At 64.5% G+C, this 26024-nt stretch carries 29 protein-coding genes; 14 read left to right on the forward strand and 15 right to left on the reverse strand.

The window, feature by feature from the left end:
- Window positions 1–153: 153 nt before the first annotated feature.
- The 3 genes from recO to uvrC all read right to left on the reverse strand — a co-directional run bounded on the left by recO (window position 154) and on the right by uvrC (window position 3310).
- Complete coding sequence (recO, locus tag ATE67_RS05150) at window positions 154–891, reverse strand: DNA repair protein RecO (protein WP_058815546.1); 738 nt, start codon at window positions 889–891, stop codon at window positions 154–156.
- Complete coding sequence (locus tag ATE67_RS05155) at window positions 879–1271, reverse strand: PaaI family thioesterase (protein ID WP_058815547.1); 393 nt, start codon at window positions 1269–1271, stop codon at window positions 879–881. Before ATE67_RS05155 ends, recO begins: the two co-directional genes overlap by 13 nt.
- Window positions 1272–1375: 104 nt before the next feature.
- On the reverse strand, window positions 1376–3310 hold the full coding sequence (gene uvrC / locus ATE67_RS05160; RefSeq protein ID WP_058815548.1) for an excinuclease ABC subunit UvrC: 1935 nt from the start codon (window positions 3308–3310) through the stop codon (window positions 1376–1378).
- Window positions 3311–3378: 68 nt separating this feature from the next.
- On the opposite strand from uvrC, the gene ATE67_RS05165 reads away from it, so the two are divergent.
- A complete protein-coding gene (locus ATE67_RS05165; protein WP_058815549.1) occupies window positions 3379–4098 on the forward strand; it encodes an SDR family oxidoreductase in 720 nt (239 codons plus the stop codon).
- Window positions 4099–4109: 11 nt separating this feature from the next.
- Complete coding sequence (locus ATE67_RS05170; RefSeq protein ID WP_058815550.1) at window positions 4110–4754, forward strand: glutathione S-transferase family protein; 645 nt, start codon at window positions 4110–4112, stop codon at window positions 4752–4754.
- 62 nt (window positions 4755–4816) lie between these two features.
- On the opposite strand, the gene ATE67_RS05175 is transcribed toward ATE67_RS05170, so the two are convergent.
- From ATE67_RS05175 to ATE67_RS05210, 8 genes are all read right to left on the reverse strand, one after another.
- Entirely contained in the window at window positions 4817–5359 is a 543-nt protein-coding gene (locus ATE67_RS05175; RefSeq protein ID WP_058815551.1) for a F0F1 ATP synthase subunit B family protein, read from the reverse strand.
- A complete protein-coding gene (locus tag ATE67_RS05180; protein ID WP_058815552.1) occupies window positions 5352–5852 on the reverse strand; it encodes a F0F1 ATP synthase subunit B family protein in 501 nt (166 codons plus the stop codon). Before ATE67_RS05180 ends, ATE67_RS05175 begins: the two co-directional genes overlap by 8 nt.
- An 81-nt stretch (window positions 5853–5933) precedes the next feature.
- On the reverse strand, window positions 5934–6161 hold the full coding sequence (locus ATE67_RS05185) for a F0F1 ATP synthase subunit C (RefSeq protein ID WP_003044110.1): 228 nt from the start codon (window positions 6159–6161) through the stop codon (window positions 5934–5936).
- Window positions 6162–6201: 40 nt separating this feature from the next.
- Window positions 6202–6987 (reverse strand): F0F1 ATP synthase subunit A, encoded by a 786-nt coding sequence (locus ATE67_RS05190; RefSeq protein ID WP_058815553.1) that lies wholly within the window; start codon window positions 6985–6987, stop codon window positions 6202–6204.
- Between the two features lie 68 nt (window positions 6988–7055).
- A complete protein-coding gene (locus ATE67_RS05195) occupies window positions 7056–7376 on the reverse strand; it encodes an AtpZ/AtpI family protein (RefSeq protein ID WP_058815854.1) in 321 nt (106 codons plus the stop codon).
- A 229-nt stretch (window positions 7377–7605) separates the two neighbouring features.
- Window positions 7606–7968: a YdbL family protein gene (locus ATE67_RS05200; RefSeq protein WP_058815554.1), complete on the reverse strand. Its 363-nt coding sequence runs from the start codon at window positions 7966–7968 to the stop codon at window positions 7606–7608.
- A 49-nt stretch (window positions 7969–8017) separates the two neighbouring features.
- Window positions 8018–8233: a YnbE family lipoprotein gene (locus ATE67_RS05205; RefSeq protein ID WP_058815555.1), complete on the reverse strand. Its 216-nt coding sequence runs from the start codon at window positions 8231–8233 to the stop codon at window positions 8018–8020.
- Complete coding sequence (locus ATE67_RS05210) at window positions 8230–11382, reverse strand: YdbH domain-containing protein (RefSeq protein ID WP_058815556.1); 3153 nt, start codon at window positions 11380–11382, stop codon at window positions 8230–8232. Before ATE67_RS05210 ends, ATE67_RS05205 begins: the two co-directional genes overlap by 4 nt.
- Window positions 11383–11578: 196 nt before the next feature.
- On the opposite strand from ATE67_RS05210, the gene radC reads away from it, so the two are divergent.
- Window positions 11579–12259: a RadC family protein gene (gene radC / locus ATE67_RS05215; RefSeq protein ID WP_058815855.1), complete on the forward strand. Its 681-nt coding sequence runs from the start codon at window positions 11579–11581 to the stop codon at window positions 12257–12259.
- A 68-nt stretch (window positions 12260–12327) separates the two neighbouring features.
- Here radC and ATE67_RS05220 read toward each other — a convergent pair whose 3' ends face one another.
- Entirely contained in the window at window positions 12328–12828 is a 501-nt protein-coding gene (locus ATE67_RS05220) for a hypothetical protein (RefSeq protein WP_058815557.1), read from the reverse strand.
- A 198-nt stretch (window positions 12829–13026) separates the two neighbouring features.
- Between ATE67_RS05220 and purB the strand changes: the two genes are divergently transcribed.
- The 9 genes from purB (at window position 13027) to ATE67_RS05260 (ending at window position 20982) form a co-directional block, all read left to right on the forward strand.
- A complete protein-coding gene (gene purB / locus ATE67_RS05225) occupies window positions 13027–14337 on the forward strand; it encodes an adenylosuccinate lyase (protein ID WP_058815558.1) in 1311 nt (436 codons plus the stop codon).
- A 70-nt stretch (window positions 14338–14407) separates the two neighbouring features.
- Window positions 14408–14752, forward strand: a complete 345-nt coding sequence (locus ATE67_RS05230) for a lipopolysaccharide assembly protein LapA domain-containing protein (protein WP_058815559.1) — start codon at window positions 14408–14410, stop codon at window positions 14750–14752.
- A complete protein-coding gene (pyrF, locus tag ATE67_RS05235) occupies window positions 14749–15423 on the forward strand; it encodes an orotidine-5'-phosphate decarboxylase (protein ID WP_058815560.1) in 675 nt (224 codons plus the stop codon). Before ATE67_RS05230 ends, pyrF begins: the two co-directional genes overlap by 4 nt.
- A 101-nt stretch (window positions 15424–15524) precedes the next feature.
- Window positions 15525–16157, forward strand: a complete 633-nt coding sequence (locus ATE67_RS05240) for a phosphoribosylanthranilate isomerase (RefSeq protein WP_082660209.1) — start codon at window positions 15525–15527, stop codon at window positions 16155–16157.
- Window positions 16154–17365 carry a tryptophan synthase subunit beta gene (gene trpB / locus ATE67_RS05245; protein WP_058815562.1) on the forward strand — a complete coding sequence of 404 codons (1212 nt, stop codon included), beginning with the start codon at window positions 16154–16156 and terminating at the stop codon, window positions 17363–17365. The genes ATE67_RS05240 and trpB overlap by 4 nt, the downstream gene beginning before the upstream one ends.
- Window positions 17362–17877, forward strand: a complete 516-nt coding sequence (locus ATE67_RS21325) for a hypothetical protein (protein WP_156416913.1) — start codon at window positions 17362–17364, stop codon at window positions 17875–17877. Before trpB ends, ATE67_RS21325 begins: the two co-directional genes overlap by 4 nt.
- Window positions 17874–18665, forward strand: a complete 792-nt coding sequence (trpA, locus tag ATE67_RS05250; protein WP_058815563.1) for a tryptophan synthase subunit alpha — start codon at window positions 17874–17876, stop codon at window positions 18663–18665. The genes ATE67_RS21325 and trpA overlap by 4 nt, the downstream gene beginning before the upstream one ends.
- Window positions 18662–19513 (forward strand): acetyl-CoA carboxylase, carboxyltransferase subunit beta, encoded by an 852-nt coding sequence (accD, locus tag ATE67_RS05255; protein ID WP_058815564.1) that lies wholly within the window; start codon window positions 18662–18664, stop codon window positions 19511–19513. The genes trpA and accD overlap by 4 nt, the downstream gene beginning before the upstream one ends.
- Before the next feature lie 128 nt (window positions 19514–19641).
- Window positions 19642–20982 carry a bifunctional folylpolyglutamate synthase/dihydrofolate synthase gene (locus tag ATE67_RS05260; RefSeq protein ID WP_058815565.1) on the forward strand — a complete coding sequence of 447 codons (1341 nt, stop codon included), beginning with the start codon at window positions 19642–19644 and terminating at the stop codon, window positions 20980–20982.
- On the opposite strand, the gene ATE67_RS05265 is transcribed toward ATE67_RS05260, so the two are convergent.
- On the reverse strand, window positions 20979–22538 hold the full coding sequence (locus ATE67_RS05265; RefSeq protein ID WP_082660210.1) for an AmpG family muropeptide MFS transporter: 1560 nt from the start codon (window positions 22536–22538) through the stop codon (window positions 20979–20981). The genes ATE67_RS05260 and ATE67_RS05265 overlap by 4 nt on opposite strands.
- Before the next feature lie 121 nt (window positions 22539–22659).
- Window positions 22660–23097 (reverse strand): response regulator, encoded by a 438-nt coding sequence (locus tag ATE67_RS05270; RefSeq protein ID WP_058815566.1) that lies wholly within the window; start codon window positions 23095–23097, stop codon window positions 22660–22662.
- 155 nt (window positions 23098–23252) lie between these two features.
- Here ATE67_RS05270 and ATE67_RS05275 point away from each other — a divergent pair, with 155 nt between their 5' ends.
- The gene (locus tag ATE67_RS05275; RefSeq protein WP_058815567.1) at window positions 23253–24098 is read left to right on the forward strand and encodes a pseudouridine synthase; all 846 of its coding nucleotides are present in this window, start codon (window positions 23253–23255) and stop codon (window positions 24096–24098) included.
- A complete protein-coding gene (gene rsmD / locus ATE67_RS05280; protein WP_058815568.1) occupies window positions 24098–24640 on the forward strand; it encodes a 16S rRNA (guanine(966)-N(2))-methyltransferase RsmD in 543 nt (180 codons plus the stop codon). Before ATE67_RS05275 ends, rsmD begins: the two co-directional genes overlap by 1 nt.
- Before the next feature lie 15 nt (window positions 24641–24655).
- On the opposite strand, the gene ATE67_RS05285 is transcribed toward rsmD, so the two are convergent.
- Window positions 24656–25921 carry an MFS transporter gene (locus tag ATE67_RS05285; protein WP_058815856.1) on the reverse strand — a complete coding sequence of 422 codons (1266 nt, stop codon included), beginning with the start codon at window positions 25919–25921 and terminating at the stop codon, window positions 24656–24658.
- Window positions 25922–26024 lie beyond the last annotated feature (103 nt).

Raw genomic sequence — 26024 nt, forward strand, 5'->3', positions numbered from 1 at the left:
TCTAAAAAGCACCGTTCGCCCTGAACTTGTCGAAGGGCCGCTCTTTTCTTCTGGCGCCGTCGAGGGGAGGACGGTGCTTCGACAAGCTCAGCACAAACGGAATGGGGCGGATGGCCTTGGTTTGATGCTGCCGCTCTAGACAGCGGCCGCGCGTCACGCAACCGCCCTGCCCAGCCGTCCAACCAATCTTTCCCTTACGCCAGCCAAGTCGCGGTTGCGGCCGTCGAGGACGTCGCGGTCGAGGAAATGGCCGGTGATCGTCAGGCCGTCGAGCACCTCGGCGAGCGACGGGCTGGCATCCGCGCCGTGCAGGAAAGCGGGGAGCGGGAACATCCGCGCTTCATACCCTGCCGCAGCCGCCCCGCTCACGGCCGCGCCGGTTTTCGGGCTGACGAACGCCAGATCGTCGCGCGAACCCGTCGCGACGCACTCCTCCAGATTAAGGCCGAAGCCGAGTTCGGCGAGCAGCAGCAGTTCGTACCGCGCGAGGGCGGCCGCCCATTGGCGTGCCGATGCTGCGACCCCGATCGCCTCCAGCACTGCCGACAAAGCGCGGTAGAGCGCCGGATAGGGCTGACTTTCAGGCAAGGTCGCCGCCGTCAGGCTCGTGACCCAGTCGATCGCCGCGACCGCCAGCGGCTCGGCCAGCAGCGGCGCGCGGCTCGCCAGCAATTCTGCGGTTGCTCCCGCCAGCTGCTCCTCGGTCCGCGAACGCAGCTCAAGCGCTACCAAATTGCCTGGCATCAATATCGGACGCAACCGCCGCGAGCGGCCGCCACGGACATAGCCCGCGACCAGCCCCGCCTCCTGCGTCAGCGCGCGCAGGATTGCGCCATGCTCGCCATGCGCGCGGACCGCGCAGACGATGGCGTCGGCGGTCAGGCTGGCCAAAGCACCAGCTGCGTCTGCGTCACCAGCGCGACCTCGGCGCCTTCTTCGGTGCGGATGCGCGTTTGCCAGACCGACAGCCGCTTGCCGATCTTCACCGGGGTCGCTTCGCCGACAAGCATCGTGCCGACCGGGCCGCCGCCCAGAAAGTTGGTCTTGCTCTCGATCGTCGTCGTCCCGCTCGCGCCCTCGGGCAGCGTCAGGAACGCGCCGACGGCGCCGAGGCAGTCGGCAAAGGCCATGATCGCGCCGCCATGGACGATCCCGCCCGCGGTGCAGATTTCGGGTCGTACCGGCAGCTTGCCCGCGACGCGCTCCGTGCTGCCTTCATGGATGGTGACGCCCAGCGTTCCCGCGAGCGGCATGCTTGCCGCGAAATCCATATGCTATCCTCCTGGTTCGTTACCCCGGCGAAGCCCGGGGTCTCGCCGATGCGTCCTGATGCAAGGGAGAGATCCCGGCCTTCGCCGGGGTGACAAAGCGATATTCAGCTCCCCGGATTGTAGAAATCATAGACCGCCTGCGCGACTCCTGCACTGACCCCGGGGGCCTTTTTCAGATCCTCCAGACTCGCACTGCGGATCGCGCGCGCGGTGCCGAAGTGCATCAGCAGCGCCTTCTTGCGCGCCGGACCGATGCCCGGCACCTCGTCGAGCGGCGACGATCCCATCGCCTTCGCACGCTTTTGCCGGTGCGCGCCGATGGCGAAGCGATGCGCTTCGTCGCGCAAGCGCTGGATATAGAAGAGCACGGCGTTGTTCGTCGGCAGCGTGAATTCGCGGCCGTCGGGCAGGTAGAAGGTCTCGCGCCCGGCGTTGCGATCGGGTCCCTTGGCGACGCCCACATAGGGTAGATCGTCGATTCCAAGCTCAGCGAGCACCGATCCTGCCGCCGACACCTGCCCCTTGCCGCCATCGATCAGAACGAGGTCGGGCCATTCACCCTTGGTGCGCTCAGGATCTTCTTCGATCGCGCGCGCGAACCGGCGCTGGAAGACCTCGCGCATCATCGCGAAATCGTCGCCCGGCTGGGTTTCGGCGCGCTTGATGTTGAACTTGCGATACGCGCCCTTGATCCAGCCCTCGGGCCCCGCGACGACCATCGCGCCGAGCGCGTTGGTGCCCTGAATATGGCTGTTGTCGTAGATCTCGATGCGCTTCGGCACCTCGTCGAGGTCGAACAGGTCGGCAAGCTCACGGCCGAGCTTCGCTTGCGTGCTGCTCTCGGCGAGCCGCCGGTCGAGTTCCTCGCCCGCGTTGCGCACCGCCTGATCGAGCAGGCGTTTGCGGTTGCCGCGCTGCGGCACGCTGATCTCGACCTTGCGCCCGGCGATCTCGCTCAAGGCTTCGGCCAGCAATTCGGCCTCGTCGGGCTCGCGGTCGACGAGGATCGTCTTGGGCGGGGGCACGCCTTCGTAGAATTGCATCAGGAAGCTTTCGAGCACTTCGCCCTCAGGCACCCCGGCGACATGCGCAGGAAAGAAGCTGCGATGCCCCCAATTCTGTCCGCCGCGGATGAAAAAGCCTGCAATGCAGAGCTGTCCGCCCTTGGCGGCGAGCGCGAAGACGTCGGCATCGCCGAGCCCGTCGGCATGGACCGACTGCGTGCCCTGGATGAAGGTCAGCGACTTCAGCCGGTCGCGCAGCACAGCTGCCTGTTCGAAATCCATCGCCTCGGCCGCCTTGGTCATGGCGTCGCCGAGCCGCTTCTGCACCGCAGTCGAGCGGCCTTCGAGGAAGTCCTGCGCATCGCTCACCAGCCCGGCGTAATCCTCTTTCGAGATGCGATCGACGCATGGCGCCGAGCAGCGGCGGATTTGGTAAAGCAGGCACGGCCTCGAGCGATTGGAAAAGAAGCTGTCGGTGCAGCTTCTCAGCAAGAAAGTTTTTTGCAGCGCGTTGAGCGTCCGGCCCACCGACCCGGCGCTCGCGAACGGACCATAGTAGCGCCCTTTGGCGCGCCGCGCGCCGCGATGCTTCTGGACGCGCGGAAAATCATGGTCGGTTCGCAGCAGGATAAAGGGAAAGCTTTTGTCGTCGCGCAACAGCACGTTGTACGGCGGGCGATAGCGCTTGATTAGCTGCGCCTCGAGCAGCAGCGCCTCGGCCTCGCTGTTCGTGGTGACGATCTCCATCGCGCGCGTCTGCGCGACCATGCGTTGCAGCCGCTGCGGCAGGCGTGCGACCTGCGTGTAATTGGTGACGCGGTTCTTCAGCGCGCGCGCCTTGCCGACGTACAGCACCTCGCCGCGCGCATCGAGCATGCGATAGACGCCGGGTCGCACCGGCAGCTTTCGCACCACCGCGCGGATCGCCTCGGCGCCGCGTTCGAGGTCGGGCTTGTCGGCACCCTCGCCGTCGCCGCGGACGACATAGGCGGATTTCTCTTCGTTGAATCGGTCGGGAGCGTTCGGACGAACCATGATTTTGCATGTAGGCGAGGACGATGCGACCCGCCATAGTGCACGAGGTAAAACATGGGAGGGGTCTTATGGAACTTCGCGGCAAACTTGCTCTGGTTACGGGCGGCAGCGACGGGATCGGGCGCGAGATCGCGCTGCAATTGCAGGGCGCGGGCGCGGATGTGATCGTCACCGGGCGCTCGGCGGAAAAGCTGCAGGCGATGGCCTCGCTCGGCTTCGGGACGATTGCCGGCGATCTGTCGACGTCGGCGGGCGTCGATGCAGTCGTCAACGGCGTCGTCGGCAAGCCACTGGCGGTGCTCGTCAACAACGCCGGGGTCGGCAGCGACTATGAGCTCGACAAGCCCGAGACGCTCGACAACGCCGCGCATTGCATCCGCACCAATCTCGATGCGCCGATCGCGCTCTGCACACGATTGCTGCCGACATTGCGCGCGCAACCGCAGGCGGCGATCGTCAATGTTACGTCCGGCCTCGCCATCGCGCCGCGTGCCGGCGGGTCGATCTATTGCGCGACCAAGGCGGGGCTGCGCAGCTATACACAGGCGATCCGGCACCTTTTGAAGGACAGCAATGTCCGCGTGATCGAGGCGCTGCCGCCTGTTGTCGAAACCAACATGACCGCGGCGCGCGGCGGCAAGAAGATGAGCGCGCATGATTGCGCCGCCGAGATCGTCGGCGGTATCCTGAGCGACAAGCGGGAGGTCAATGCCGGGATGGTGAAGATATTGCAGCTGGTGAACAGCATCTCGCCAGCGCTCGCGCGGCGGATCATGATCCGGTTCTGAGGATCGTGCAGATGATCACCCTTTATGGCGAGGGCCGTGGGTTTCGCGTCGCCTGGCTGCTGGAAGAGATGGGGCTCGCGTACCGGCTGCGGCAGGTCGACCTGCTCGATGGAGTCGAAAACGACAGCGAGTTTCTGGCAATCAATCCCGCCGGCTTCATTCCAGCGATCGTCGATGGCGATACGGTGATGGTCGAGTCGATCGCCATCATGGAATATCTGCTCGCGCGACATGGCCCCGGCCCGCTTGCGCCTTCACCGGGCGACGCCGACTTCCCCGCCTACCTCCAGTTTCTGCATATGGGCGAGGCGGGGCTGGCCGGCCCGATCAACGCGATCGTCGCCACCCTCATCCTCGCGCCCGAGAGCGAGCGGGCGAACTGGACGACCAAATGGGCGCATGAAACATTTGAAAGCCGCCTCGGCCTCGTCAGCCGCCAATTGTCGACGACGCGTTATATCGCTGGCGACCGGTTAACCGCCGCCGACATCTCCGTGACTTACGCCTTGCAATTCGCCCAGCGCACGATCGGCTATGCCTTGGGCGACGTCGAGCGCGCCTATGTCGCCCGGACCACCGCCCGCGAAGCCTATGCGCGCGCGATGGACCGATGCGCCGCCACCAAGGCGTGGGTCGCCGGCCTCACCATTCCCTAGTCTCCAAAAGCAAAACGCCCGCGGAAATCCGCGGGCGCCTTGTTTCAGCGATGCCGGAGGGCTCAGCCCTTGGTGACTGCCGCGATCGCGCTATCAACCAGCGCCTTGTCGGCCTTGGCGTCATGTTTGTCGGCAATCAGCCTGGCTGCGGCGTCGGTCGCCGCCTTGGCGGCCGCGGTGCGGACGTCGGCGAGCGCTGTGGCTTCGGCCGCGGCAATGCGGTCCTCGGCCATCTGCTTGCGGCGCGCGATCAGAGCGGTTGCATCTGTCTTCGCTTTGGCGACAAGCGCCTCGGCTTCGGCGTCGGCGCGGGCGCGCAGTTCGTCGGCTTCCTTGGCGGCGCGCGCGAGCTTCGCTTCATATTCGGCCTTCAGCGACTCCGCGTCGAGACGAAGCTGTTCGGCTTCCTTCAACTGCTTCGAAATCTCGGCAATCTTGTTGTCGAGCATGGCGGTTATCGCCGCCGGCACCTTCTTCCACAGCAGGATGCCGATGAACGCCAGCATGGCGATCGAGACCCAGACGGTCGCGTTCAGGCCGAACGCGGTCGGTTCCGCATGCGCTTCGCCAGCCGCTTCGGCCAGGAGAAACAGGACATCAGCCATGAAGCACCGCCTTTACCGCCGCCTTGGCGTCCGCCGTCGCGACCTTAGCACCCGACAGTTTGGCGACGAGTTCGCTTGCTGCCTCCGCGGCGACCGATTCGATTTCGGCCATCGCCGACTTGCGGGCAGCGGCGACCTCGGCTTCCGCCGCGGCCAGCTTCTCACCAAGCTCGGCGTCGATCTTGGCGAGACGCTTTTCGGCGTCTTTCGCCGCCTTGTCCTTCGCATCGGCAACCGCCTTCTGCGCGGCGGCGCGGCTCGCGTCGCTTTGCTGGCGGTAGCTTTCCTCGAGGTTGTCGGCGGCTGCATGGGCCGCCTTCGCCGCCGCCAGATCGTCGGCAACCTTGCGGTCGCGCGCGTCCACCGTCGCTTCGATCTTGGGCAGCATGCCGCGGCCGATCACGACATAAATGCCGGCGAACACGACCAGCAGCCAGAAGAGCTGCGAGGCAAGATACCAATTGTCAGCGGTGAGCTGGGCTATCTGGGGCATGGAAGGCGAACCCTAAAATTTAAAACCTGCAGATGGTGCAGCCGGCCTCGCGGGGAGACCGGCGTCACCGGCTCGTCGAAATCAGACGACGAAGAGCAGGATCATCGCAACGACGAACGCCAGCAGGCCGAGAAGCTCGGCTGCGGCGAAGCCGATGAAGAGGCGACCCTGCTGGCCGTCGGCGGCTGCAGGGTTGCGCAGCGCGCTTTCGAGGAAGCTGCCGAAGACATTACCCACGCCGATGGCGGCCATGCCGGCACCGATGGCGGCGAGACCTGCACCGATCAGCTTTGCTGCTTCTGCGTCCATTATACTACTCCTTGGTGTAACCGTTTATCATCAAACGAAATTAGTGAAGGTTGACCGCGTCGTTGATGTACAGCGAGGTCAACAGGGCGAAAACATAGGCCTGGATGCCGGCGACGAGCAGTTCGAGCGCGCTGATGCCAATCATCAGGGTGAAGCTGAGCACCGATACGACCGAGCCGATGACGATATTGTCGGCGTTGAAGCCGTTGATCACGAAGCCCGACAGCACCTTCAACAAGACGTGACCGGCGGTCATCGCGACGAAGAGACGCAGGCCGAGGCTGAAGGGGCGGATCATGAACGAAATGAACTCGATCACCGCGATAAAGGGGATCATCGGCAGCGGCGTGCCATGCGGCACGAAGAGCGAGAAAAAGTGCAGACCGTGGCGCCAGAAGCCGACGACGAGAACGATCGAGAAAGACAGCAGAGCGAGAACACCGGTGATCGCGATATGGCTCGTGACGGTAAAGGGATGCACCCCAAGCACCCCGAGCGGCAGCATGCCGAGCAGGTTGCAGAAGAGGATGAACATGAACAGCGAGAAGACGTAGGGCGTATATTTGCGGCCCTCGGTGCCGATATTCGCCATCATCATGCTCGAAATGAAGCCGGTGAAGCCTTCGACGGCGGCCTGCCAGCGGCCGGGCACGAGCTGGCGGCGCATGCCGCCCCACATGAAGATGCCGAGGGCGACCGCCGCGATCACCATCCACAGCGCGCTGTTGGTGAACAGGACTTCGTGCCCGCCGAGGTTGAACCCGCCACCAAGCGGGGTCACTTCGAACTGGTGCATCGGGTCGATCTTGCCGGATTCCGCCGCCACTCTTCACTCCACGCGCATTGCGGGGCGGCGCATTCGGCCGTCCCGCGGAAATTTCCATTTGCGACCCGCTATTTGCGGGGCGTCGATGTCAGGCGAATGATGTTCCGGAACGCCACAACGATCCCCAGGAACAGCATCACCAACAGACCCCAGGGCGACGTGCCGGCGAAGCGATCAATCAGCCAGCCAAACAGGCCGCCCCCGATCAATCCGCCCAGCAATTCGGCCAGAACGCGGTTGCCGAGCCGGTAATTGGCATCGGATTCCGGTCCGGCGTTCACCGCGGTCCGCTTCGCTTCTGCGGCTTCGGCCCGGTCCAATCGCTCTTCGAGCGAGACCAGGCGCGAATCCTCCGAGCCAAGTTCCGGATCGCTGCCGTTCCCCGTCATCTGCGCCATCCTCCTGAAACAAAACCGGAATATTCCGATTCAGCTTGCGAAAAAAGGCCCGAAAATTCGGGGGACCCCTAAGGCGCGGCCCGTTTAGGAACGACGCCAGATTAAGTCAATGCCTGCGCCATGCGCGGCATCAGTCTTTTCGCGGGCGCACAAAAATGCCGCCGCGTTTAGGGGCGCGGCGGCATGGTCGGCCCCGAAAGGCCGGTATGATTATCGCCGATCAGGGGCAGCGGCTGTCGCGTTCGGGCGGCCCGCTGTCGCGGGTCAGCCAGCGGCCGTCGGGGGTCTTGTATTTCTCCCCCGGCCTCGTCTTCAAAATCAGGTTGCACCCGGTGATGAAGGCGAATTGCTCGACAGTGCTGCCAGCCGGCGCGCCGCTGGTATAAGCCGCCTTGCGCTTGATATTGATGTCGCTGACGATGTCGCGCACCGCCGGGGTCGGGCTCGATACGAAGCCCAGATAGCCGTCGGGCTGCTCGCCGATAAGGCCGCCCGAGCGGGCGGCTTCATAAGCAGGATCGCGCTGCGCCATCGCCGGGGGTACGGCGATCGCAACCGCTGCCGTGACCGCAATAGCGGCCATCGCCCATCCTGCCGGTTTCAACTTTTTTACCATCGTCGTTCCTACCTCGTCAGAATATTTCGCTATTCTGCTCAATGAGCCTCTTGGCGTCGCCATCCAGCTTGTACACGATTTCCTGCCGGATGTTGATGTTCAGGTTGATCTCGATTGGCTTGTCGGGGGTGTCGATCTGGACGCAGCCGGCAAGCGCCGCTGTTCCCATGATCACCGCCGCGCACCGAACACCGATACCTGGCCTCCTCGCTCCATTCTTCCTGGTCTTCATCGCACGGGCTCGCTTTCTGGGGGCTGAACGGTGGCTGCGCCGGATGTCGCGGCTTCTTGCTGTTGAATGAGCTGATTCAAATTCTGCTCGATCCAGACTGTCGGGTCGTAGAGCCCCTTGGCCGATGTCACGAGCTGACGGAACGGTCCCTTGACCTTCACATTGAACACCAGCGGGATCTTGGCGATCTGGTTGGTCAGGAAGTTACGGGTGGCCCCCTCGCCCTGCCCTATGCCGCCGAAGCGAATATCGGTCACCATCTCGCCGTCCAGATTCCCGTTCAGGATGATCGAGAGATCGTCATATTTGAGGCTGCGTAGCGCGCCAAAGGCAAAATTGGCGATCGCGCCGAGGTTATGGTTCGACAATTCGCCGACATAGGCGAGCGTGCCGCCGCCATTGCGGGCGTCGATGCGGCCGTTCTCTATCCGCCCGCCGAGACCGTCGAAGACAACGGGAAGCGTCCCATCGAACTTGCCGGTCGCGTTGATATTGTCGAAGCCGAAATTCTGGAGGAACACCGCTGCCTCGACCCCGACGAGGTCGAAGGTGAGCCGCCGCGGCTGATCGGCGTTGAAGTCGAGCGTCGTCGGATGAAGCAGCAGCTCTCCGCCCGCGAACGGCCAGCGTCCGCCCTCGACCTGAACGCGGTTGTCGCCAAGCAGCCTGTATTCGATCTCGCCGTCGACCACCGGAATGCCCGGATTGATCTCCTTGATCTGCGCCTTCTGCCCCGGCCCCGTGCGCAGCCCGATCAGGTCGTCGAACATGATCGTCGTCGTCAGCCCGGTGACCGGACCGAATGCCGCCGCGAGGTTGGTGTTGGCGGTCGCAAAGGTACCGCGGCTCGTCACGCCTGCCGGCGACCAGTCGATATGGCCGTCGCCGACCACCGATCCCTGGACGTTCGCGACAACGCCGAGCGCAAGAGATGTCAGCTGATCGGGCTGAAAACCGTCATTGAAGCGAAGCTCACGGACGAACAGATCGGCCGAACCGGCGCCTTCGCCCAGGTGGTGACGGATCACCGTGTCGAGGATCTTGGTTCCGGTCTCGCGTTCCTGGAAGCCCGCGGCCGCATCGATGACGCCGTCGGCGAAGCGCAGCGAGGCATTGCTGCTGACGAGCGGCTGGAAGCGGGCGACGGGGGCCGAATCGGTCAGTGTCAGGCCTCCGTCGAGCGTCAGCACGCCCTTCGCAAAGCGCCACTGGCCTGCGATTTCGTCCATGTTCAGCGGGACCGCCCCGATTTTCCCGTTTGCGCTCGTCAGTTCGCCAGCCATCCCCTGCGCAGCCTTTCGGCCCGTGATTCGCTGGGCGGCGAAGCGCGTCACGCTGTCGCCCTGCCCCAGCCGTACATCGACCAGCGCCGCTGTCCAGCGCAGCGATGCGAGGTCGATTTCGGCGTTGCGGGCGTCGAAGGCGAAGGGGGACGATCCGCTCGTCCCGCGCAGGCGCAGGCCCGGCACGCGCACGAACCCGCGCAGTCCGCCTGGCCCGGCGCTCAGCAGGGGCGCACCGGGCCGGCTGCACAGGTCGACGCCGGTGCGGCCGAGCCGGAAACCCGACACCGCGATCCGGTCGATGCCAACGCGGGTGCAGCCGCCATTGAGCGCGAGAGTGCCGGTCGGCGCCAGTGCCCCGGCGAGCGGAATGCTGAGGCCATCGACGCGCCCGCCCGCTAGCGGCCCGGACAGCTCGGCGCGGGTCACAAAGCGCAGGATGCTGCTCCGCCCACCGCCGGAGAAGCGGGTCGGCGCAAGCGCAAGCCGTGCGCCGCCCGCTTCGTATGTATCAAAGCTTGCCTCGCCCGACAGGACCCCATCGGCGTCGCGATCGAGCGCGATCGATCCCGACGGCAGATCGCCGCCGCCGAAGCTCCAGCGCCCGGTGGCGAGCACCGCGGGCTGATCCATGCCGAAGATATAGGTCAGGCGGCTGTCGGCGCTGCTGGTCAGGCGTGCGCCGCTTGCGCTGGTAAGTTCGAGGGCTGCAAACTCGACGCGAGCGTTCCTGCCCGCGCCTTTCAAAATGAAATCCGTTTTGCCACCGGCATCGCCCAGCATGCGCGCGGCGGCTGCGGTGGCGCGATTGGCAAGCGGCCCGAACGGCGAGCCCTCGAGGCCCTTGGCGCTGTCGGCAATCGAACGCCGCAGCGCGGCGCTGCCGCTGGCGCGCGCAAAGCGGAAACTGCCTTCGGCCGAGGGCGCCTTGTCGCCGACGCGGGCTTTGGCTTCGAGATTGACCGACTGCGCCACGAAATCGGTGACCGCAAGGCGCGCCATGTCGGCGCTGAGGTCGAGGTTGGTCTGCGCCGCCGTTCCGGCGAAACGCGCCGCTACGCCCAGGCGATCGGCCGCAAAGCTGCCGCTGGACAGCGAACGCAGGCTGGCGTTGGCCGATCCGTCCCATCGCTTTAGATTCTCGGCGAATGCAACGTCGAGCGCGATCTGCGGCGACACGGCTGTAAAGCCGTCGCAGGTGATAGCGTCGCCGCGCAACGGCCCGGTGACGCGGGGCTTTATATTGCGGACCTCAACTGTCCCATAGAAGCTGATGTCGCGGCCGCTGCATCCGGCGGCGGCAATGGCGGGCGCGACCATGCCGAGCTTGCCGGTGAAGTCGCGGCGCAGGTTGCCGCTGCCGGCGAGCACCGCCCCCAAATTGCCCCACGGCGTATCCACGCGCGCCCGCCCGTCTGTGAGATGCACCCACAGGTCGGGCAAGGCGAAGGGCGTCGTGTCGGTCGGATCGCGGAATTTGTCGAGCGAGCCCAACGACAGCTGACCGTCAATGAAGCGGCCGTAGAGTCGTACGCCATCGGCACGTACGCCAGAAACATAAGGCCCGGACCAGCCATAACCGATCAACACTTCGAGATGCTTCGCGGTCAGATCCGGGCGCCGCGGGTCGCCGATGACGACGTTCGACAATCGCTCCGAGTGAATGCCGATCGAATCGATCGTATATGTCGCGGGAATGTCGCGGCTGGCGAACTGATCGCGGAGGACGCGGTCGGCAATCGGTTCGCGCGCCAGCCATGACGCCCCCACCAGCACAACGACCGCGCCCGCCGTGAGCCAGCGCTTCTTGAAGAATATCTTTCGGATGCGCCGCCGGCGCGGTGGCGGAGCCCTGTCTTCGCTCATGGGAACGCCGATGATGGAAACGCATCCGATGACGTCATGACGCTAATGCTCGATCCTCATGCGCCTCGGTGGGCTTGCCCTGTTTAACCGGATAACGCCGAAATGGCGCAAATAGCTGCAGGAAACAGGACGGAGCCATCGGGTCGGAACCTTATGGCCGTTGAGTGCGCCCCACAAGGCGGTTATCGACACCCGCATGGGGGACGCGGATCATCATCATGGGCATCGTTCACGGCTGCGCGGACGGCTGCTCGGCGGCGACGCCGAAGGCATGGCGGATTATGAGCTGGTCGAGTATCTGCTCGCCCTTGCGATTCCCCGCCGAGATACCAAGCCGCTCGCCAAAACCCTGCTCCGGGAATTCGGGTCGCTGGCGCAATTGATCAGCGCCGACCCCCAATCGTTGCGCCGCGTCGAGGGTATGGGCGATACGGCGGTTGCGGCGCTGAAGATCGTCCACGCTTCAAGCCTGCGAATGTTGAAAGGCCAATTTCGAGACAAGCCGTTGCTCTCGAGTTGGGATGCGCTGCTGGACTGGCTGCGGGCCGATATGGGACCGATCGATATCGAGCGTGTCCGCGTTCTCTACCTCAATTCGCGCAATATGCTGATCCGCGACGAGATTACGAGCGAGGGCTCGATCGACCAATCGGCGATCTATGTGCGCGAGGTCGTGAAGCGCGCCCTCGAACTCGGCGCAGCGGCAATCATCATTGTCCACAATCATCCGAGCGGAAATGCCGAGCCGAGCCGCCAGGATATCGCTATCACCCGTGATATCGCGGATGCAGCGGGAAAGCTGGGGATCGCGCTCCACGACCATATCATAATCGGCGGCACCGATCATCGCAGTCTGCGGGCCATGGGCTTGCTCTGATCCTGAAACAGATGCAGCCGCCGAATGTCTCCGACGGCTGCACCGCTCCTTCGTGCGACATTCCTATATTAGGCGCCGCGCGACAAGAAACCCGTGAGTTCTTCCTTGCTGATCGCGCCCGACTTGTCGGCGTCCGCCACCGTCCAAGCCTGACCAATCCAAGTCTTCACCTGCTCCGACTCGGTGTCGATCGTCGGCTCGGTCGCTGCGCGTAGCTTCTTCATCCACGCGGCGAACTCGCCCTGATTGAGATCGCCGTTTTTGTCCGAATCATAGGTCGGGAATTCGGTATTGACGATCTGCGCGATCTGCGCTGGCGTCGCAGCGGCGCTGCTCGACGGGGCGGGCTGAGCTGCGGCAGGCGCGCCCGGGGTCGTATTGGGCTCGGTCGGTCCCGGAGCCGTCGTATCGGTCGGCGCGGGGTCTGCAGGCGTCGGGGCCGGCTGGCTCGCCGAGGGATCGGCCTGCTCGGTCGGGGGAGGCGCAGCAGTATCGGCGGGGGGCGTATTCTGCGCCAGCGCCGGGAAACTGATGGCGGCAGCGCCGATTAAAAGAGCTTGTTTCAACATGATTTTTCTCCTGTAGCGACAGCCGACCAGCGGATGCGATCGACCACCTGTCATGAAGGGGCATAGGGTCAACCACGGGCGTGCGGGCTAGTTGCAGTGCGGCGCCAATTGGCGAAGCGGCTTGCCCCTGCTAGGGGGCGCCTGGTCGTGATTCCGCTGCGAAGCTGCGATGAGCCGACATAAATGGAAGGAATATCAATGGTCCCGCGTTACGCTCGCCCGGACATGACCGCGATTTGGTCGCCGGAGAATCGCTTTCGCATCTGGTTCGAGATCGAAGCGCATGCCACCGACGCGCTCGCCGAACTGGGGACCGTACCCAAATCCGCCGCCAAGGCGCTGTGGGATTGGTGGGCCACCAACCCGAAGATCGACGTCGAGGCGATCGACGCGATCGAGGCCGTCACAAAGCATGACGTGATAGCGTTTTTGACCTGGGTAGCCGAGAATGTTGGCGATGAAGCGCGCTTCATGCATCAGGGCATGACCAGCAGCGACGTGCTCGACACCTGCCTGGCCGTCCAGCTCAGCCAAGCGGCCGACATATTGCTGGCCGACCTCGACGCGCTCCTGGAAGCCATCAAGCGCCGCGCCTATGAGCATAAGTTGACCCCGACGATCGGGCGCAGCCACGGCATCCATGCCGAGCCCGTGACCTTCGGCTTGAAGTTGGCCGAAGCTTATGCCGAATTTTCGCGCTGCAAGCTGCGCCTGCAGGCCGCCCGCGCCGAGATCGCGACCTGCGCCATTTCAGGCGCAGTCGGCACCTTCGCGAACATCGATCCGCGCGTTGAGGCGCATGTGGCGGCGAAGCTCGGCCTGTCGATCGAGCCGGTCTCGACGCAGGTCATCCCGCGCGACCGTCACGCGATGTTCTTTGCGGTACTCGGCGTCATCGCCTCGTCGATCGAGCGCTTATCGGTCGAGGTCCGCCACCTCCAGCGCACCGAAGTGCTGGAGGCCGAGGAATATTTCTCGCCGGGGCAGAAAGGCTCGTCGGCGATGCCGCACAAGCGCAACCCGGTGCTGACCGAGAATCTCACCGGCCTGGCGCGCGTCGTGCGCAGCGCCGCGATCCCCGCGATGGAGAATGTCGCACTGTGGCACGAGCGCGACATCAGCCACTCGTCGGTCGAGCGTTTCATCGGTCCCGACGCGACGATCACGCTCGACTTCGCGCTCGCGCGCCTGACCGGCGTCGTCGACAAGCTGCTCGTCTATCCCGATCGGATGCAGAAGAATCTCGACCGCATGGGCGGGCTTGTCCATTCGCAGCGCGTGCTGCTGGCGCTGACGCAAGCGGGTGCGAGCCGCGAGGAAAGCTACGTCCTCGTGCAGCGCAACGCGATGAAAGTATGGGAAAGCGACGGCCAGCTGTCGCTGCTCGAACTGCTGAAGTCCGACGCCGACGTCACCGCAAAGCTGTCGGCCGACGAGCTGACCGCGCTGTTCGATCTCGGCTATCATTTGAAGCACGTCGATACCATCTTCGCGCGGGTCTTCGGCTAGCGCGCCACTGGAAACGCGCGGCAATCTGTCTTAGGGTCGCCGCAACGGGCCCAAAGAGGAGCAAGGCAAAGTGGGAATCCTGAGGACGATCATCTGGGTATCGCTTACCGCTGTGCTGGTCATCTTTGCGATGGCAAACTGGATTCCGGTGACGATCACGATCTGGCCAGGCCAGGTGCTCGATACGAAGCTGCCCGTGCTCATCCTCGCGAGCTTCCTGATCGGCGCGGTGCCGATGTGGATCGCGTTGCGCACGACGCGCTGGTCGCTGAAGCGCCGGCTCGACAGCAGCGAACGCCAGCTCGCCGACCTGCGCGCGCTTGCCAATCGTTCGCCCGATCCGGCCCCCGCAGCGGCCGCGGTCAACGACGTTCCTCCTCCCCCGACCGACCTCTTCTCGACGGACAAGCCATGACATCGCCCATCTATCTTGCCATCGACACGACACACCTCGACGCCGCGCTCACGCTGGCGCAGAAAGTTCGGCACCATGTCGGCGGATTAAAGCTGGGCCTCGAATTCTTTTGCGCCAACGGCCATCACGGCGTCCATGAAATGGCGAAGCTCGGCCTGCCGATCTTCCTCGACCTGAAGCTGCATGACATCCCCAACACCGTCGCCAAGGCGATCCAGGCGCTGCGAACGCTGGAACCGGCGATCCTGACCGTCCATGCCGCCGGCGGCCGCGCGATGATGGAGGAGGCCAAGGCCGCGGCGGGCACGCATACCAAGGTTGTCGGCGTCACGGTGCTCACCAGCCTCGATGCCCCCGATCTCGAGGACATCGGCGTTGCCGGCACTCCGCACGATCAGGTCGTCCGGCTTGCGGCGCTGGCCCGCGAATCCGGTCTCGACGGCATTGTCTGCTCGGGGCAGGAAGTGAAATCGGCACGCAAGGCATGGCCGGGCGGCTTTTTCGTCGTCCCCGGCGTGCGTCCGTCGAACGGCAAGGCCGGCGATCAAAAGCGCATCGTCACGCCGGCGCAAGCGATGACCGACGGCGCTTCGATCCTGGTGGTCGGGCGCCCGATCAGCCAGTCGCCGGACCCCGACCTCGCCGCGCGCGAGATTGAAGCCACGCTGTAAGCAACATCCGTCATCCCGGCGAAGGCCGGGATCTCGACCTCGCACTATCGCGCACCGTTGAGGTCCCGGCCTCCGCTGGGATGACGACAGGATAAATGACCATGCCCCCATTCGTCAAAATCTGTGGCCTGTCCACGCCCGAAACGGTCGATGCCGCCATTCGCCATGGCGCGACGCACATCGGCCTCGTCCACTATGAGCCGAGCCCGCGCCATGTCGACCTGGCGACCGCCGCCGACCTGCGCCGCCGCGCCGAGGGCAGCGGCGTCAAGGTCGCGCTGCTGCTCGTCAATGCGTCGCAGCAAGTAACAGGACAGGCGCTCAACCTCGTTCGCCCCGACATCATCCAGTTTCACGGCAACGAAACCCCCGAATGGCTCGCCGCGGTCAGGCGGCTCGTTCCGGCGGAGGTCTGGAAGGCCGTGGGCCTGCGCGACGCTGGGACGCTGGAGCGCGTGAAGCAATATGAGGGCTCCGCGCATCGCATCCTCTACGACGCGCCCGCGGCCGACTTGCCCGGCGGCACGGGCACCCGCTTCGACTGGTCGTTGCTCAAGAATCATCGCCACACGATGGCGTGGGGCATTGCCGGCGGCCTGACCCCCGACAATGTCTCCACGGCCATTGCGGAGACCGGCGCGCCGCTTGTCGATGTCTCCTCTGGCGTGGAAAGCGCGCCGGGCGTTAAGGATATGGACAAGATCGCTGCTTTCCTTAAAGCCGCGGGACGATGACCCAGCTCCCCAACAGCCTTCGCACCGGGCCGGACGATCGCGGCCACTTCGGACAGTTCGGCGGCCGCTATGTCGCCGAAACGCTGATGCCGCTGATCCTCGACCTTGAACGCCACTATCGCGCCGCGCAAGCCGACCCGGCGTTCAAGGCCGAGTTCGATTATCTGCTGGCGCAATATGTCGGCCGCCCCAGCCCGCTGTGGCTCGCGCAGCGGCTTACCGATGCCCTCGGCGGCGCAAAGATTTATCTCAAGCGCGAGGATCTCAACCACACCGGCGCGCACAAGATCAACAATTGCATCGGCCAGATCCTTCTCGCCAAGCGCATGGGCAAGACCAAGATCATTGCCGAAACCGGCGCGGGCCAGCATGGCGTTGCAACCGCGACCGTCGCGGCGCTGTTCGGCCTGCCCTGCACCATCTTCATGGGCGCGGTCGATGTCGCGCGGCAGCAGCCCAATGTGTTCCGCATGAAGCTGCTCGGCGCCGAAGTCGTCGCGGTCGAAAGCGGGGCGAAGACGCTGAAGGACGCGATGAACGAGGCGTTGCGCCACTGGGTCGCGAACGTCCACGACACCTTCTACATCATCGGCACCGTCGCCGGCCCGCACCCCTATCCGCAGCTGGTCCGCGATTTCCAGTCGGTTATCGGCGATGAGGCCAAGGCGCAGATTCTAGAAGCCGAGGGCCGCCTCCCCGACATGCTGATCGCCCCCGTTGGCGGCGGATCGAACGCGATCGGGCTTTTCCATCCCTTCCTCGACGATACCGATGTCGAGATCGTCGGCGTCGAAGCCGCGGGCGAAGGGCTGGAAGGCAAGCATGCCGCCAGCCTGGCAGGTGGCAAGCCGGGTATCCTCCACGGCAACAAAACTTATTTGCTGCAGGACGAGGACGGCCAGATCACCGAGGCGCACAGCATCTCGGCGGGGCTAGACTATCCGGGCATCGGCCCCGAGCATAGCTGGCTTCACGATATCGGCCGCGTCCGCTACGAGCCCGTTACCGACGCCGAGGCCCTCGCGAGCTTCCAGAAGCTGACCAAGCTCGAAGGCATCATACCCGCGCTCGAAAGCGCCCATGCCATCGCTGCGGCCGAACGGATCGCGCCGACGATGGGCAAGGACAAGATTATCATCGTCAATTGCTCGGGCCGGGGAGACAAGGACATCAATACGGTGGCGGATGCGTTGGGGGTAGCGCTGTGAGATTTGATCGAAATCGTTTCAATGATGCCCTTCTTGGCTGGATACTTTCGACGCTCGTTCTTGCGGGCACCCTAGTGCCCGCATATTTTCTGCGAGACCGCGACGACGATCTCTTCTCAAGCAATTGGCTATTATTCGGAAGCCAAGACAAAATTTCATTCATTACCGTGTTTGATTATGTCGCGGTGGCCTGGATTGTCGCAACCCTATATCGGCTTTGCACACTCATTTTTCCGGCTGCGACGGACCACCCTTCGCGACTGGAAATGTGGCTCTATCGCGGTTCAATAGCATTCTTCGCCCTAGGTTATCTGAATTTCCTCTATAACTGGCTTCCTAAAATCTCGGTTTGCAAGAGCTTGCCGACAAAGGGCGACTATGTGTTCGCCAGGACATGCGTTGGCTATCAAGCGGGCCTTTTTGTTGTTTGCATTATTGCCGTTGCCCTGCTTGTTGCGAGCTTATTGGCCCGTGCTCGTCAGGCTCGACGCCTCGAAGGCGCCTTCGAATGACCCGCTTCGCCGCCGCCTTCGCCAAACCCCGCCCAGCGCTCGTCACCTTCATCACCGGCGGCGACGGCGATACCGCCGCGAACCTCGACGCGCTCGTTGCGGGGGGCGCCGATGTGATCGAGCTCGGCATGCCCTTCACCGATCCGATGGCCGACGGCCCGGCAATTCAACAGGCGAACCTGCGCAGCCTGGCCAAGGGAACGACGACCGCCGACATTTTTGCGCACGCGGCCGCCTTTCGCCGGCGCCACCCCGCCATCCCGCTCGTCTTGATGGGCTATGCCAACCCCATGACGATCCGCGGCGGCGACTGGTTCGCGGCCGAATGTGCGAAGGCGGGCGTCGACGGGGTCATCTGCGTCGACGTTCCTGCCGAGGAAGACCCTGAGCTTGGCCCGGCGCTTCGTGCGGCAGGCGTCGATTTGATCCGCCTGGCGACGCCGACGACCGACACCGCGCGCCTACCCACCGTGCTCGATGGCGCGGGCGGTTTCCTCTATTATGTGTCGGTCGCCGGTATTACCGGCCAGCAGCAGGCCGCGCAGGCGAGCATCGAAGAGGCCGTTGGGCGCCTGAAGGCTGCGACCGACCTGCCCGTCGCGGTCGGCTTCGGCGTCCGCACGCCTGAACAGGCCGCGCAAATCGCCGAGGTCGCCGATGGGGTTGTGGTCGGATCGGCCTTCATCGACATCATCGCCGAGCATGGCGACGCCGCGGCGCCGCATGTCGAAGCCTTCACCCGCGCCCTTGCCGATGCTATCCACGGCGCAAAGGAGATCGCCGCATGAGCTGGCTCGACCGCGTTCGCAACGCCATTCCGTTCACGGCCAAACGCGATACCGCCGACAATCTTTGGCACAAATGCCGCCAGTGCCAGCAGATGGTGTTCGTCAAGGAATGGGAAGACAATCTGAACGTCTGCCCGCGCTGCGATCATCACGACCGCATCGGCGCCAAACAGCGTTTTGCGCAGCTGTTCGACGGTGGCATTCACGAGATGATCGCGGCGCCCGCGGCGCCCGAGGATCCGCTGAAGTTCCGCGACACCAAGAAATATGTCGACCGCATCAAGGCGGCGCGCGCCCAGACCGGCGACCGCGACGCCTATCAGAACGCGTTCGGCCGCATTTCGGGCAAGGGTGCGGTGATCGGCGTGCAGGATTTCGCTTTCATGGGCGGGTCGATGGGCGTCGCGGTCGGTGAAGCCTTTGTCGCGGGGGTCGAGGATGCCATCCGCCGCGGCGTCCCTTACATTGCGATCACCGCCGCGGGCGGCGCGCGCATGCAGGAAGGTACGCTGTCGCTGATGCAGATGCCGCGCGCGACCGTCGCACTGGCACGCCTCCGCCGCGCCGGACTGCCCTATATCGTGCTGCTGACCGATCCGACGACGGGCGGCGTTACCGCCAGCTACGCGATGCTCGGCGACGTTCAGATCAGCGAGCCCAAGGCGCTGATCGGCTTCGCGGGCCAGCGCGTGATCGAGAATACGATCCGTGAAAAGCTGCCCGAGGGCTTCCAGCGTGCCGAGTATCTGCTCGATCACGGGATGATCGACATGGTTGTGCACCGCAAGGACCTGCCCGAGACGCTGGGACGGCTGATCGGTTATCTGGCGCCGGAGAAGGCAGCGTAGCTTTCGACGCTATCCCTTCGTCCCGTTCGTGGCTGAACTTGTCGAAGCACCGACCTTTTCCTCCAGGTCGTTGAAGGAAGGAACGGCCCTTCGACAAGCTCAGGGCGAACGGTTTTGAGAACAGCCCGATGCCCGACCACGCCCACTCCTCCGACCCTGCGGTGCAAGCGCAGCTCGATCGCCTCGCCGCGCTGTCGCCGGGGCGCGACATCTTGGGGCTCGAGCGGATTGCGGAGCTTTGCAACCGGCTCGGCAATCCGCAGAACCGCCTGCCGCGAACCTTTCATGTCGCGGGGACCAACGGCAAGGGGTCGACCTGCGCCTATCTACGCGCGATTCTGGAAGCCAGCGGGCGCCGGGTCCATGCCTATACCAGCCCGCATCTGGTGCGTTTCAATGAACGCATCCGCCTCGCGGGAACGCTCATCGACGATGCGCTGCTGGCGGCATTGCTCAAAGAAGTGCTCGACCGAGCCGAGGGTCTGCAGGCCAGTTTTTTCGAGGTGACGACGGCCGCCGCGTTCCTCGCCTTCGCCCGAACGCTAGCCGACGATTGCATCATCGAGGTCGGCCTTGGCGGACGGCTCGACGCGACCAATATTATATCGCCACCGGCCGTTTGCGGCATCGCGTCGCTGGGCATCGATCACGAAGCCTTTTTGCTCGCCCCCGAGCCGGGAGCGCCCGCAGACCCGGCGACGCGCATAGCGTGGGAAAAGGCGGGCATCATCAAGCCGGGGACGCGGCTTGCCTGTCTCGATTACCCGCTGCCGTTGGCGAACATCATTGGCAAGACCGCCGCGGCGGCCGATGTCATGCCCTTCGCCGAAAACGACGCCTGGGCCGTCGTCCCCGACGGCGAGCAATTCTTCTGGCGGTCGAAATTCGGCTCGATCGTCCATCCGCTGCACAGCAGCATGCCCGGCGCGCACCAGCGGCGCAACGCCGGCCTCGCGATCGCGATGCTCCGGTTGGCCGACGGCCCCCGGCCGAGCGACGACGCGATCGCGCGCGGCGTGGCGAGCGCCTTTTGGCCGGGACGGATGCAGCGGCTCGGCCCTGGGCCGTTGACCGCGCTGCTGCCCGCCGGCGCCGACCTGTGGCTCGATGGAGGCCATAACCCCGATGCGGGAGCGGCGCTGGCCCGCGCGCTCGACGACCGGGCGCCGCTGCACATCGTCTGCGGCCTGCTTGCCAACAAGGATGCGATGGGCTTCCTTCGCCCTTTCGCGAGCAGGATCGCGTCGTTCCAGGCGGTGCCGATTCCCGGCCACGAGCATCACGATCCCAACGCGCTCTGCCGTCGGGTGCAATCGGACCTCGGCATAGCGGATGCTCAGCCCTGCGGTGACGTCACCGCCGCGCTCCGCCATATCGCAGACCTATGCGGCGATGGCGACGTTCTGATCTGCGGCTCGCTCTATCTCGCCGGCATCGTACTCGATCTCAACGGCGAGCATCCCGTCTAAGCTGCCGCTGGGGCCGCCTTGCCCTTCCACGCCAGCAACGCGCCGGCGACGAAGACGGCAATCGAGATGGCGAGGATATGGTTGGCAAGCTCGAGCGGCTGCCAGAGCAATATTCCGACGAGCCCGATTACGACCAGAACAAACCCCGCGATACGTATTGCTCCGACGGGTTGTTTGAGCTGCTGCTCGTCGACCGCCTCGGTCTGGCGAATGCTCTGGACGACATAGCCCTTGCTCCAGAGCAGCCAGAGCAAGATCATGCCCGGGATCGCCGCGACGACGGTAAAGCCCCAAAAGCCGACCCAGCCGATCTTGTCGGCAACGATGCCGGCGGGGCCGGCCATGAAGGTGCGGCCGACACCGGCAAAGGACGACAACAAAGCGAACTGCGTGGCGGTGTAGGCGATGCTCGACAGGCCGGAGAGATAGGTTGTGAACACCGTCAAACCGATGCCGCTCGTCACATTTTCGGTCACGATCGCCGCAACGAGCATCCAGTAGTTGTTGCCGGTTGCCGCCAGGATCATGAACATGACGTTGGAGAACATCATCAAAAGTCCCGATATCAGCAACGCGCGGCCCATGCCGAGCCACAGAATGAAGGGCGCCCCCATCGCCGATCCGACAATCAGCGCGCCGAAACCCCAGATCTTGCTGGCGGAAACATAATCGAGATCGGCAAATCCCATATCGACGATCATCGGGCTCAGCATCGCCTGGCCCATGGCGTCACCTACCTTGTAAACGAGGACGAACCCGAGGATCAGGAAAGCGCCGTGCCGGGTCAGGAACTCGCGGAACGGGTTGACCACCGCCTCGGTGAGCCACTGGGCGGGCTTCATGCCGCTGGCATGCTCGAACCGGTCGACGAATTTGCCCGGCCCCACCCACAGCGCGCCGATGATCGCGGGTATGATGCAAAAGCCGGTCAGGCCATAGGCGGTCGCCCAGCCAAGTCCCAGCCCTTCGTTCGATGCGAAATAGATGGTCCCCGCGCCCGCGATCAGATTGCCGGTGCGATAGCCGAACTGGTTCGCCGCCGTGCCGTGTGCGAACTCATCCTCTTCAAGAATTTCGATGCGATAGGCGTCGATGACGATGTCCTGCGTTGCCGACAGGAACGCCGTGATCAACGCCCAGACCGCGAACAAGCCAAGGTCGCCGGGCTTCGGATCGCTGGCGCCGAGCTGCCACACCGAGACGAACAACAGCGCCTGAATCAGGAACAGCCAGCCGCGCCGCTGCCCGAAGGTGCTGGTCAGAAACGGCAATGGCAGCTTGTCGACCAGCGGCGCCCACAGGAATTTGAGCGTGTAGGGAATGCCAAGCGCCACTGCGAAACCGATCGTCGCGGTGTCGATCCCGACCTTTGCGAGCCAGAAGGTCATCGTCGCGATGAGCAAGGTTAGCGGAAAGCCGCTCGATATCCCGAGCAGAAAAGCGACGAGCGGGTTCTTGCGCAGATACGGGCGCAACGCCGGAATCGAAAATGCGCCGATCACCAGACCGCCCAAAACGGCCACGAAAATGATGAAACGGATTAGGTCAACTGACATGCGTCGCTCCCCGCAGAGCCGCTTGTTGCGGATGCTGTTGTTCTGGACGACCGGCCTAATGGCTCGGCGTCAAATTGGAAGCGGGATTGTATCGGACGGCCGAATAGGCCGACGAGCGCGCTCAGGCCGCCTCGGGCCGCCAGAAAGTGGTGAGCCCGCTGACCTTGCGCGGTGTCTGGTTCTTGCAAGCCATCATTTCGAGCGCCTTCAGCGCCGAGACGAGCGCCGCCGGGTTGTGCGGCTTGCCGAGGCAGGCAATCGCAATGTCGGCCGCGTCGGCGGGGCACTGCCCGGTGACGAGCAGGACGACGATCCCGCGGTCGCGAGCAATCCGGGCGACTTCGCGGCCCGTCATGTTGCCGGCAAGGCCCAGGTCCAGAACCAGCGCATCGATCTGTTCCGAGGCGATGACGGCGACGGCCGCCTCGCCCGAATCGACCGTCGCGACGATGTCATAGCCGCTGTGCTTCAGCGTATGTTCGTTGTCGAACGCCGTCAGCGGGTCATCCTCGATAACCAGCAGGCGCTTGATGCACGAAGGGCGGGACGCGAAGAGCATGGATACTCCCTTTAAAGTCGCCATGACTCGCTCCGCGCCTTCCTGCAATATCCTTCGTCCTTGCCATCGACGAACCGACACGTTTCCGGCTATGAGCGTGATCACAACGCAACACTTTTGTCTCCCAAAACGACAAGAAAGCCACATCCGTTCCCATGACGACGCGCCGTCCGCCCCGCCCCACGCCTCGCTCCGGCGCCAAACCCGATGCACCGCGCGGGCGCCGCGCCGCGCGCGCCGACGTGCCACCGCGCAAATTGAAGGCCGAGCCCGAGCATGAGGACGGGCCGCAGCGTATCGCAAAACTGCTCGCCCGCGCCGGGGTCGGGTCGAGGCGCGATGTCGAACGGATGATCGAGGAGGGCCGCATCGCGCTCAATGGCGAGGTTCTGTCCCAGCCCGCGCCGCTGCTTACATCGCTCGACGGGCTGACCGTCGATGGCAATCCCGTGGCCAAGCCGGTGTCGACGCGCCTCTACCGCTTTCACAAGCCCGCGGGTTGTCTGACCGCGGCGCGTGACCCGAAGGGCCGCAAGACGATCTACGACATCTTGCCGAAGGGCCTGCCGCGGCTGATGCCAGTCGGTCGCCTCGATTATAATACCGAGGGCCTGCTGCTCCTCACCAACGACGGCGAATTCAAGCGTCAGCTGGAACTGCCCGCAAGCGGCGTCGAGCGCACCTATCGCGCACGCGCGTTCGGAGACGTCAGCCAGGAGCAGCTTGAGGAGCTGGTGATGGGGATCGAGATCGACGGCATCCGCTATGGCAAGATCGACGCGAACCTCGAACGCCGCACCGGGCGCAATCAGTGGATCGAGATGACGCTGACCGAGGGCAAGAATCGCGAAGTCCGCCGCGTGCTCGAACATCTGGGCCTGCAGGTCAGCCGGCTGATCCGCACCCGCTATGGAGAGTTTACACTTGCCGGGCTCGAAATGGGCGCGGCCGAGGTCGTCCCGCGCGACGAGTTGTTCAAATTCCGCCGGCATCTCGGCTGATGCGAGTCATTGCTGGCGAATGGCGGGGCCGCAAGCTGCTCGCGCCGAAGAACGACGCGACGCGTCCCACCGCGGACCGGACGCGCGAGACGCTTTTCTCGATGCTCGCGAGCCGGGTAGGCAGCTTTGAAGGCTTGCATGTCGCCGACCTGTTCGCCGGTTCGGGCGCGCTTGGAATCGAGGCGCTCTCGCGCGGCGCGGCGCATTGCCTGTTCGGCGAGCAGGATCGCGAAGCGATCGATGCGCTCCGGAGAAATCTTGCGACGCTTGATGCCACGGAACGGGCAGATGTTCGGGCCGGATCGGTACTGGGCCTTGGTCCCGCGCGACGCACGTTCGACCTGCTGCTGTTCGACGCGCCCTACAACACCGGCGCGGGCAGCGTTGCGCTCGACAAGCTCAATCGCTTGGGCTGGGTCGGCACCGACAGCTGGATTTCGATCGAGACGTCGGAGAAGGAAATCGTCGAAGTCGCGGGCTTTGAGGCTCACGCCGAACGCAAGGTCGGCAAAGCCAAGGTGACGTTGCTGCGCCCAGCCTAGCTTTCTTTGGGCTAATTATACGCGATTGGGGTGTTGGCGTACCATCAGCAAACCGAGCCAACTAAGGATCCCTGCCAGCGCCAGATACAGCCCGACCAACGCCGTCCCGCCGCTGTCGGCGAGCGCCTGCGCGATGATCGGCGCCATCGCACCGCCCAATATGCCGCCCGCATTGAAGGTGACAGACGCGCCGGTGTAGCGGACGTGCACGGGGAACAAGCCGGTCAGCCAGCTACCGAGCGGGCCATAGACCAGGCCCATCACGAACAGGGCGGCCGCGAGGCCGAGGAAGATGAGAAGCCAGCTCCCCGAGGCCAAGGCCGGTCCGAACAGGAAACCGACGAGGATGGTCGCGCCGCAGCCCCAGGTCAGCACGCGATGCGCGCTCGTTGCGTCGCTAACATAGCCCGCGAATATGATTCCTCCCGCCATGAACAGAATCGCGCCGAGCTGGATGAGCAGGAATTGCTCTTTGGGATAGCCCAGCGTCGTCGTTCCATGCGCCAGCGCGAAACTGGTTGCGAGGTAGAAGATCGCGAAGCAGGCGACAACCGCGAAGGTGCCCGCCAATGTCGGCAGCAGATGATGGCGAAGGAGCTCGCCGAGCGGCACGCCGACCGGCGCTTGCGTCTCCAGCGCTTCCCTGAAATCGGGCGTCTCGCCGATCTTGAGGCGCACCCACAGGCCCAGGCCGACGAGCAACGCCGAAAACAGGAAGGGGATGCGCCAGCCCCAACTCGCGAAGGCCTGATCGCTGAGCCCAAGCCCGAGCAGCAGGAAAAGCCCGTTCGCCGCGATGAAGCCAACCGGTGCGCCGAGTTGCGGAAACATGCCGAAGCGCGATTTCCATCCCGGCGGAGCATTTTCGACTGCGAGCAGCGCCGCCCCGCCCCACTCGCCGCCCAGCCCGAAGCCCTGTCCGAAGCGCAGGATGCAGAGGAGGAGCGGCGCGAGCCAGCCGACCATCGCATAGGTCGGCAGAAAGGCGATCAGCAGGGTCGATGCCCCCATCAGCATCAGCGAGGCGACGAGCGTCGACTTGCGCCCGATGCGATCACCATAATGGCCGAACACGATCGCCCCGACGGGCCGCGCGAAGAAGGCGAGACCGAAGCTCATGAAGCTCAGCATCAGCTGCGCGGACGGCGACTCGGACGGAAAGAAAAGCGGCCCGAACACCAGGGCTGCAGCGGTGCCGTAGATATAGAAATCGTAGAATTCGACCGCGGTGCCGACGAGGCTCGCGGTCAGGATGCGCCGGTTTGCACGATAGGGTGCCAGATCCACGGACGATGCCCCTCCCCTTGTTTGTCGGCGCGCTTTGAGCGCCTTTGCCACTGCTGTGCAAGACGTATCACATTGGCGAAGAGTCACGGCTCGCGCT

The organism is Sphingopyxis sp. H050 (assembly GCF_001468265.1).
Lineage (GTDB): Bacteria > Pseudomonadota > Alphaproteobacteria > Sphingomonadales > Sphingomonadaceae > Sphingopyxis.

Bases quoted from the DNA above. Each gene is read 5' to 3' on its own strand.
- ATE67_RS05155 (WP_058815547.1), bottom strand. From the start codon at position 1,271: ATGGATTTCGCGGCAAGCATGCCGCTCGCGGGAACGCTGGGCGTCACC.
- uvrC (WP_058815548.1), bottom strand. From the start codon at position 3,310: ATGGTTCGTCCGAACGCTCCCGACCGATTCAACGAAGAGAAATCCGCC.
- ATE67_RS05165 (WP_058815549.1), top strand. From the start codon at position 3,379: ATGGAACTTCGCGGCAAACTTGCTCTGGTTACGGGCGGCAGCGACGGG.
- ATE67_RS05170 (WP_058815550.1), top strand. From the start codon at position 4,110: ATGATCACCCTTTATGGCGAGGGCCGTGGGTTTCGCGTCGCCTGGCTG.
- ATE67_RS05175 (WP_058815551.1), bottom strand. From the start codon at position 5,359: ATGGCTGATGTCCTGTTTCTCCTGGCCGAAGCGGCTGGCGAAGCGCAT.
- ATE67_RS05180 (WP_058815552.1), bottom strand. From the start codon at position 5,852: ATGCCCCAGATAGCCCAGCTCACCGCTGACAATTGGTATCTTGCCTCG.
- ATE67_RS05185 (WP_003044110.1), bottom strand. From the start codon at position 6,161: ATGGACGCAGAAGCAGCAAAGCTGATCGGTGCAGGTCTCGCCGCCATC.
- ATE67_RS05195 (WP_058815854.1), bottom strand. From the start codon at position 7,376: ATGACGGGGAACGGCAGCGATCCGGAACTTGGCTCGGAGGATTCGCGC.
- ATE67_RS05200 (WP_058815554.1), bottom strand. From the start codon at position 7,968: ATGGCCGCTATTGCGGTCACGGCAGCGGTTGCGATCGCCGTACCCCCG.
- ATE67_RS05205 (WP_058815555.1), bottom strand. From the start codon at position 8,233: ATGAAGACCAGGAAGAATGGAGCGAGGAGGCCAGGTATCGGTGTTCGG.
- ATE67_RS05210 (WP_058815556.1), bottom strand. From the start codon at position 11,382: ATGAGCGAAGACAGGGCTCCGCCACCGCGCCGGCGGCGCATCCGAAAG.
- radC (WP_058815855.1), top strand. From the start codon at position 11,579: ATGGGGGACGCGGATCATCATCATGGGCATCGTTCACGGCTGCGCGGA.
- ATE67_RS05220 (WP_058815557.1), bottom strand. From the start codon at position 12,828: ATGTTGAAACAAGCTCTTTTAATCGGCGCTGCCGCCATCAGTTTCCCG.
- purB (WP_058815558.1), top strand. From the start codon at position 13,027: ATGGTCCCGCGTTACGCTCGCCCGGACATGACCGCGATTTGGTCGCCG.
- pyrF (WP_058815560.1), top strand. From the start codon at position 14,749: ATGACATCGCCCATCTATCTTGCCATCGACACGACACACCTCGACGCC.
- ATE67_RS05240 (WP_082660209.1), top strand. From the start codon at position 15,525: ATGCCCCCATTCGTCAAAATCTGTGGCCTGTCCACGCCCGAAACGGTC.
- trpB (WP_058815562.1), top strand. From the start codon at position 16,154: ATGACCCAGCTCCCCAACAGCCTTCGCACCGGGCCGGACGATCGCGGC.
- trpA (WP_058815563.1), top strand. From the start codon at position 17,874: ATGACCCGCTTCGCCGCCGCCTTCGCCAAACCCCGCCCAGCGCTCGTC.
- accD (WP_058815564.1), top strand. From the start codon at position 18,662: ATGAGCTGGCTCGACCGCGTTCGCAACGCCATTCCGTTCACGGCCAAA.
- ATE67_RS05260 (WP_058815565.1), top strand. From the start codon at position 19,642: ATGCCCGACCACGCCCACTCCTCCGACCCTGCGGTGCAAGCGCAGCTC.
- ATE67_RS05265 (WP_082660210.1), bottom strand. From the start codon at position 22,538: ATGTCAGTTGACCTAATCCGTTTCATCATTTTCGTGGCCGTTTTGGGC.
- ATE67_RS05270 (WP_058815566.1), bottom strand. From the start codon at position 23,097: ATGCTCTTCGCGTCCCGCCCTTCGTGCATCAAGCGCCTGCTGGTTATC.
- ATE67_RS05275 (WP_058815567.1), top strand. From the start codon at position 23,253: ATGACGACGCGCCGTCCGCCCCGCCCCACGCCTCGCTCCGGCGCCAAA.
- rsmD (WP_058815568.1), top strand. From the start codon at position 24,098: ATGCGAGTCATTGCTGGCGAATGGCGGGGCCGCAAGCTGCTCGCGCCG.